Below are 6906 nucleotides of genomic sequence, written 5' to 3'. Positions count from 1 at the left end.
TTTGCTGCAGCAGAGAAACGAGATTATGAAGCGTGATCATCGTTTCGTCAACAGGTTTTTTTCCTTCAGCTCGCTGCGCCGTGCGCGCCGCCAACCACCCCTGCCAACCTCGCAACCCTTGTCCCGTCTGCTTTGCAGCGGTCTTTCGTGGTGCGAGGGGGCGAATAGTAAGGGAGCCCTTCGGTCGTGGCAAGCGTTTTCTTGAATCTTTTCAGAACAGTCTGTGACACGGTGATGAAGCAGGTCTCCGTGCCCCCGGGCGCAAGGACAGCTTTCGCGCGGCTGCTATCTATTAGAATCGACGGATGCCTGACCTTCCCATCTACCAGCCATCACTCCAGCCGGCGCACACGCCCGGGCATCTGGATGCGCAGGCGCTGGCTGCGGCACTTTCACGCCCAATTGTCTTTGTCGACCTGGAAACGACAGGCGCCGACGGCACGCGCGACCGCATCACCGAGATCGGGGTGGTGGAAGTAGGACCGGACGGTATAGTCGAGTGGGACACCCTGGTGGACCCGGGCATCGGCATCCCGCCCTTCATCCAGCAACTGACCGGCATCACCGACGACATGGTGCGTGGGCAGCCAACCTTCGAGTCGCTGGCGCAGACACTGGCGGAGCAACTGCAAGGCAAGCTCTTCGTCGCGCACAACGCCCGCTTCGACTATGGCTTTCTCAAGAATGAGTTCCGCCGCGTCGGCATCACCTTTCGCGCTGACGTCCTGTGCACGCTACGGCTCTCGCGCTCGCTGTTTCCCTCGGCGGCACGCCACGGGCTGGATGCGCTGATCGCCCGGTTCGAGTTGCAGCCCAAGGGCCGGCACCGGGCACTCGCCGATGCCGAACTGCTGTGGCAATTCTGGCAGAAAATCCATGAGCTCTACACGGTGGACCTGGTCGAGTCGGCCGTGCAGTCGCTGGTCAAGCGGGCGAGCCTGCCTGCCGGGCTGGAAGAAACCGCGCTGGACGAGGTTCCCGACACGGCGGGCGTGTATCTCTTCTACGGCGATCAGGACATGCCTCTCTATATAGGGAAGAGCATCCACCTGCGCCAGCGCATTGGCGCCCATTTCTCCGGCGATCATCGTGCCGCCCTGGAAATGCGGCTGGCGCGCGCGGTGCGCCGCGTCGAATGGCGCGAGACCGGCGGCGAGGTGGGGGGGTTGTTGTTGGAGGCACACCTGATCAAGACGAAGCAGCCGCTGCACAACCAGATGCTGCGCCAGTACACCGGGCTGTATGCGTGGGAACTGGCGCCCGGGCTGAGCGCGCCGATCTTGCGCTCGGATCGCGACACCGATTTCAGCCGGCACCCTAATCTGTATGGCGCCTTTCCCAGCCGGGCCAGCGCCCAGGCGCGGCTGGCCGAACTGGCCCAAACCCATCAGCTCTGCCAGGCCGCCCTGGCCCTGGAAAAAACCGCGCGGCGCGGCCAGCCCTGCTTCGCGCGTCAGTTGCACCGCTGCCTGGGTGCGTGCACCGGCGACGAGTCCCTCGCCGCCCACCGCGAGCGGGCGGTCGCCGCCCTGGCCGGCCTGGCGATCCAACCCTGGCCGTTCGCGGGCGCGGTGGCGTGGCGCGAGCAGGATGGCGCCAAGGCGTGGTGGCACCTCCTCGAGGACTGGTGCTACCTGGGCTCGGTGCCCACGCTGGAGGCGGCGGCCGGCTTGCTGTCCTCGCCCGCGCGCTTTGACCTGGACACCTACCAGATCCTGGCACCAAGACTGCCGGCCTTGCTCGCCGGTGCCGTCGCGCTGGAAGCAGTGCGGCAATTCGAGCTGCAACCGACGTCCGCACCCGGGCCGGAAACACAGCCACGGAGCGCATCAACCCCGGCGGTCACCCACCGGCGCAAGCCGCTGAGCCCAGACCAGCAGACCTTGTCTTTCTTCGAGCGCTAAGCAGGGCGACTGCTCGCCAGTCGGCCTATTGCCCAAAAACGGTATACCAAAACACCATAATTCGCGCACCGCCAAGGTGCGCGACGTCCAGCCAGCGCTCTCCCACGAACCCCGGATTTGTGCTGAAACCTGCTGCATTGCACCAGAACGCGGCGAATCGTTGACATTCGAATAATTGCCTTGCCCTCGGCAATTTAATGAATATAGTATACCGATTCCAGAGGCAGCCCCACCCTCCCCCTATCCCCTGTGTGCCTTGACAACGGACCCCACAATACGGAGCGAAAGCGTGACGCGGCAAGACATAGAAAGCACCGACACCCGGCCGCCAGAGGCCTGCTTCCTGCCTGTGCGGGAAGCCGCTGAGCTGTTGGCCACAGGCCGCGCCAGCGCGCGGGACCTGGTGAGCTGGTGCGAGGCCGCCTATGCCGCCTCGCACAGCGAGATCAACGCCCTCATCCTGGCGGATTTTGCCGCCGCGCGCGCCGCGGCCGAGGCCAGCGACCAGCGCCGGCACCGTGGGGAGCCGCTTGGCGCGCTGGACGGCATTCCCTTCTCCGTCAAGGAATCCTTCGACGTGGCAGGCTGGCCCACGACGTGCGGCAACCCGGCGCAGCGCCACAACATTGCCGCCGGCGACTCGGCCGTGGTCGAGCGCCTGCGCGCGGCCGGCGCGGTCCTGCTGGGCAAGACCAATGTGCCGATCGGGCTGCGCGACTGGCAAAGCTACAACGCCGTCTATGGCACCACCCATAACCCGCACGACCCCAGCCGCACCCCGGGCGGCTCGTCCGGTGGCAGCGCCGCAGCCGTCTGCGCGGGCATGAGCTTCTTCGACGTGGGCTCCGACATCGGCTCCTCGCTGCGCAACCCGGCGCATTACTGCGGTGTGTTCTCGCACAAGAGCAGCCATGGGCTGGTGCCGCTGCGCGGCCATGGCATTGGCCACGGCTACGGCGAGCAGGCCATCAACGTGGCCGGGCCGCTGGCGCGCAGCGCGCACGACCTGGAACTGGTGCTGCGGGCGCTGGCTGGCCCGGACGGCATCGAAGCGCAGGCCTATCACCTGACGCTGCCGCCCTGCGCCAAGCACACGCTGGCCGACTTCCGCATCGCCGTGCTGCCGAGTCATTCGCTATGCGAGGTGGACAAGGAAGTCAGTGACGAAATCGAGACGCTTGGCCGCTGGCTGGAGGGGCAAGGCGCCCAGGTACGCTGGAATGCGCGCCCGGATTTCGATGCCGCGGCCCTCTGGCACACCTACGTGCTGATGCTGAGGGCCACTACGTCGATCCATATGGATGACGCTGGCTTCGATGCCGCGCTGGCCCGCGCCGCACGCGCCGCGCCCGACGACCACAGCTACGCCGCGCTGCAATTCACTGGCGCCGGCATCCGGCACCGGCAATGGCTGCAGTTGCAGCAAGCCCAAGCCACCTTCGCACAGGCCTGGCAACGTTTTTTTGGCGAGGTCGACGTATTGCTATGTCCGGCGGCCGCCACCACCGCCTTTGCGCTGGATGAAACCGGCGAGCCGTGGCAGCGCACGCTCCAGGTCAACGGCCTGGCGCAACCGCTCACCAACCAGCTGTTCTGGGCCGGGCACTCCGGCCTGTGCGGCCTGCCTTCGACGGTGGCGCCGATCGGCCCGGGCCGCAGCGGCCTGCCGGTGGGCGTGCAGATCGTCGCCGGGCGCCTCAAAGACCTGGACGCACTGCGTTTTGCCCAGTTGCTGGAAGCAGCGGGTTTTGCCTTCCGGCCACCGCCGGCCCAATCCCACACGGTGTAGCGCGCCCCGGCGCCATAAAAAAACAGCGCACCGCCCCCCGATGCGAAGACACGAAGGAGAGAGCATGTTCACGTGGTTCAAGGATTTATCGACAATGGAGCGCAAAGGCTTTTACGGCGCGTTCCTCGGTCATGCGGTCGATGTGTTCGACTTCATGATCTATTCCTTCCTGATTTCGACCTTGCTGACCCAGTGGGGCATGAGCAAATCGGCCGCTGGCGCCATTGTGACGTGGACCTTGGTGTCCTCGCTGGTGGGCGCCATCGGCGCGGGCATCCTGGCCGACCGCTACGGCCGGGTGCGGGTATTGCGCTGGACCATCGTGGTATTCGCCGTTGCCTGCTTCCTGTGCGGGCTGGCCAACACGCCCGAGCAACTGCTGGCCTTCCGCATGCTGCAAGGCCTGGGCTTCGGCGGCGAATCCTCGCTGTGCATGGTGCTGGTGACGGAGATGATCCGCAACCCGGCGCATCGCGGTAAATACTCCGGCTTCACCGCCAGCAGCTACTCGTTCGGCTGGGGCGCGGCGGCCATTGCCTATGCCATCACCTTCAGCATCTTCCCGGCGGAAACCGCCTGGCGCGTCTGCTTCTTCATGGGCATCCTGCCGGCGCTGGTGGTGATCTACCTGCGCCGCAATCTGGAAGAACCAGAGGTCTTCACCAAGAGCCAGGCCGAACGCGCCGCCGGTGGCGCCGGCGACGGCCCCACCGCATGGCAGCAGCTGGCGCGGCTTGGCCGCAGGCCGCTGCTGGGCAAGACCGTGCTGTGCAGCCTGCTGTCGGGCGGGCAGCCTGCTGTCGGGCGGCATGCTGGGCGCCTACTATGCGATTGCCACCTGGCTGCCGACGTTCCTCAAGACCGAGCGCGGGCTGTCGGTGTTCGGCACGAGCTCCTACCTGGCGATGACGATCGTCGGCTCCCTGGTGGGCTACGTGGCCGGCGCCTATGCCACCGACCGCTGGGGCCGCCGCCTGACCTATATCGCCTTTGCCGCCGGCGCCTTCGTCATGGCGCTGGTCTATATGGTGATCCCGGTTTCCAACACGTCGATGCTGTTCCTGGGCTTCCCGCTCGGCATCCTGATGCAAGGGGTGTTCGCCGGCATCGGCGCCACCATCTCGGAGTCCTATCCCAATGACATCCGCGCCACGGGTTATGGCGTCTCGTACAACGTCGGGCGCGTGATCGGCTCGCTCTTCCCGCTGACGGTAGGCTGGCTCAGCACCGGCCGCACCTCGCTGCCACTGGCGATCGCCATCGTGGCCGGCGTCGGCTACATGATGGTGATGGGCGCCGCCTTGCTGCTGCCGGAAACCAAGGGCATGGACCTGGGCCAGGCCGGTGGCGACGACAGCGCGCACGAGCCGTCCCGGGATGCCGACAAGGCCGTGCTGGCGCCGACTGTGGGCAAGCCCGCATAAAGCGCCTGCGGCCGCTTGCGGCAAGGCGGGCGGCTGGGCTAGGCTGCACGACAGGGGGCATGCTTGCTCCCCCTGGAGCCGCCATGCCTGTCGTCCGCCGTCTCTCCATCTCCCCTCGCCTTTGGTTGACCCCACTCGCCGCCATCGCCCTGGGCGGCTGCGCCAGCGTCGAGCAATCCGCCATGCAGCGCATCCTCGATTCGTGGCAAGCCGCCCGATCGAGCAAGCCAAGGCGCAGTGGGGCCCGCCGCAATCCGTGCAAGCCGTGCCCCCTGATACCGGCCCCTGATAGCACCAGAAGCGCCGGACAACGCGCCGCTCACCGAATTGGTGCGCCGCGTGCATCGCGCCGGGTGACGCGTGCACCAAGGCCGGCCAGCGGCGTGCCACCATCCGGCGCATTTGGGACGCGGCGTTCACCGCTGCCGTTGGCATGCCTCTTGCTGAACAAGCTATCGAGTAGAAGCGGTTAGCGCCGATGCGCCTCCCCCCAGCGGGCAGACGCATGCCGGCGTGGGACATTGCTCTCGCGACCATCCGGTCGCACACCTGGTTGACTCGCAATGCGAGGCATCCAGGCGTTTGGATCCGGCCACCTGGCCGGGCACGAGAGAAAAGAGAGCGCCCACGATGTCCCCCATCTTCAAGCCCTTATTCCATTTCGCGGTCGCATCTGCCGGCCATGGCGCCGCTCGCGTGCCGCGTCGTTGCCCGCCTGTTGCCGTACCCGCCCAGGTTTCCCCCGCAAACATCCGCACAGGAGCTCCCATGAAGACGCCTTCCCCATTGCGCCGCCTGTTGATGACCGGCGCCTGCGCCGCGCTGACGCTCGCCGCGATTCCCGCCACCGCACTCGCCGCCGACAAGGTGACGTTCCTCACCTCCTGGTATGCCCAGGCGGAACACGGCGGCTTTTATCAGGCGGTGGCGAAAGGCATCTACAAGAAGTACGACCTCGATGTCACCGTGCGCATGGGCGGCCCGCAGGTCAATGGCATGCAGATCCTCACCAGCGGCCAGGCCGATTTCCTGATGGGCTACGACCTGCAGGTGCTCAAGAGCGTTGAGCAAGGCGTGCCGGTGACCACCGTGGCAACCTCCTTCCAGACCGACTTGCAAGGCATGATGACCCATGAGGACGTCAAGAGCCTGGCCGACCTGAAGAGCCGCACCGTGCTGGTCTCCACCTCGGGCCGCACCACTTGGTGGCCGTGGCTCAAGGGCAAGTACAAGCTCGAGGAGTCGCAGTCTCGCGTCTACACCTTCAACCTGCAGCCCTTCTTTGCCGACCCGCAATCGGCCCAGCAGGCGTATGCGTCTTCCGAAGTGTTCTCGGCCAGCAAAGCCGGTGCCAAGACACGCTTCTTCCTGTTCGCCGACGATGGCTATCCGCCCTACGGCACCACCATCGTCGCCATGCAAAAGATGGTCAAGGAGAAGCCGGACGTGGTCGCGCGCTTCGTCAAGGCGACCATGGAAGGCTGGAAGAGCTACCTGGCGGACCCTGCCCCGGCCAATGCGCTGATCAAGCAGGAGAACCCCAACATGAAGGACGACCAACTCGCCTGGGGCGTGGAAAAACTCAAGGAGTACCACATGGTTGGCGGTGGCGATGCCGCCCGCTACGGCATTGGCGTGATGACCGATGCGCGCTGGCAGAAGACGCGCGACTTCATGGTGGGCGCCGGGCTGCTCAAGGCGGATACCGACTGGAAGCAGGCCTACACCACCCAGTTCGTGAAAGACCTGAAGGTCATGCCCTGAAGCGCGCGGCCGCGCCTCTCAAGAT

General features: G+C 66.0%; 3 protein-coding genes and 1 pseudogene. All 4 read left to right on the top strand.

Features of this window, described 5'->3' with window-relative positions:
* Window positions 1-305 precede the first annotated feature (305 nt).
* Window positions 306-1904, top strand: coding sequence for a 3'-5' exonuclease family protein (locus OR16_RS10280; RefSeq protein ID WP_006157903.1), 1599 nt, complete (start codon window positions 306-308; stop codon window positions 1902-1904).
* Window positions 1905-2193: 289 nt separating this feature from the next.
* On the top strand, window positions 2194-3693 hold the full coding sequence (locus OR16_RS10275) for an amidase (RefSeq protein WP_006157902.1): 1500 nt from the start codon (window positions 2194-2196) through the stop codon (window positions 3691-3693).
* Window positions 3694-3757: 64 nt separating this feature from the next.
* Window positions 3758-5117: pseudogene (locus OR16_RS10270) on the top strand (MFS transporter).
* A 768-nt stretch (window positions 5118-5885) separates the two neighbouring features.
* The gene (locus tag OR16_RS10265) at window positions 5886-6881 is read left to right on the top strand and encodes an ABC transporter substrate-binding protein (protein WP_006157901.1); all 996 of its coding nucleotides are present in this window, start codon (window positions 5886-5888) and stop codon (window positions 6879-6881) included.
* The last annotated feature ends 25 nt before the right edge of the window (window positions 6882-6906 follow it).

This window comes from Cupriavidus basilensis OR16 (assembly GCF_000243095.1).
In the GTDB taxonomy this organism is placed as follows: domain Bacteria; phylum Pseudomonadota; class Gammaproteobacteria; order Burkholderiales; family Burkholderiaceae; genus Cupriavidus; species Cupriavidus basilensis_D.
Note: the sequence above shows the minus strand (reverse complement) of the source record. Positions and strands in the feature narration are given on the sequence as shown.

Excerpts from the sequence above, each read along its gene's own strand:
- OR16_RS10280 (WP_006157903.1), top strand. The coding sequence starts at position 306 with ATGCCTGACCTTCCCATCTACCAGCCATCACTCCAGCCGGCGCACACG.
- OR16_RS10265 (WP_006157901.1), top strand. The coding sequence starts at position 5,886 with ATGAAGACGCCTTCCCCATTGCGCCGCCTGTTGATGACCGGCGCCTGC.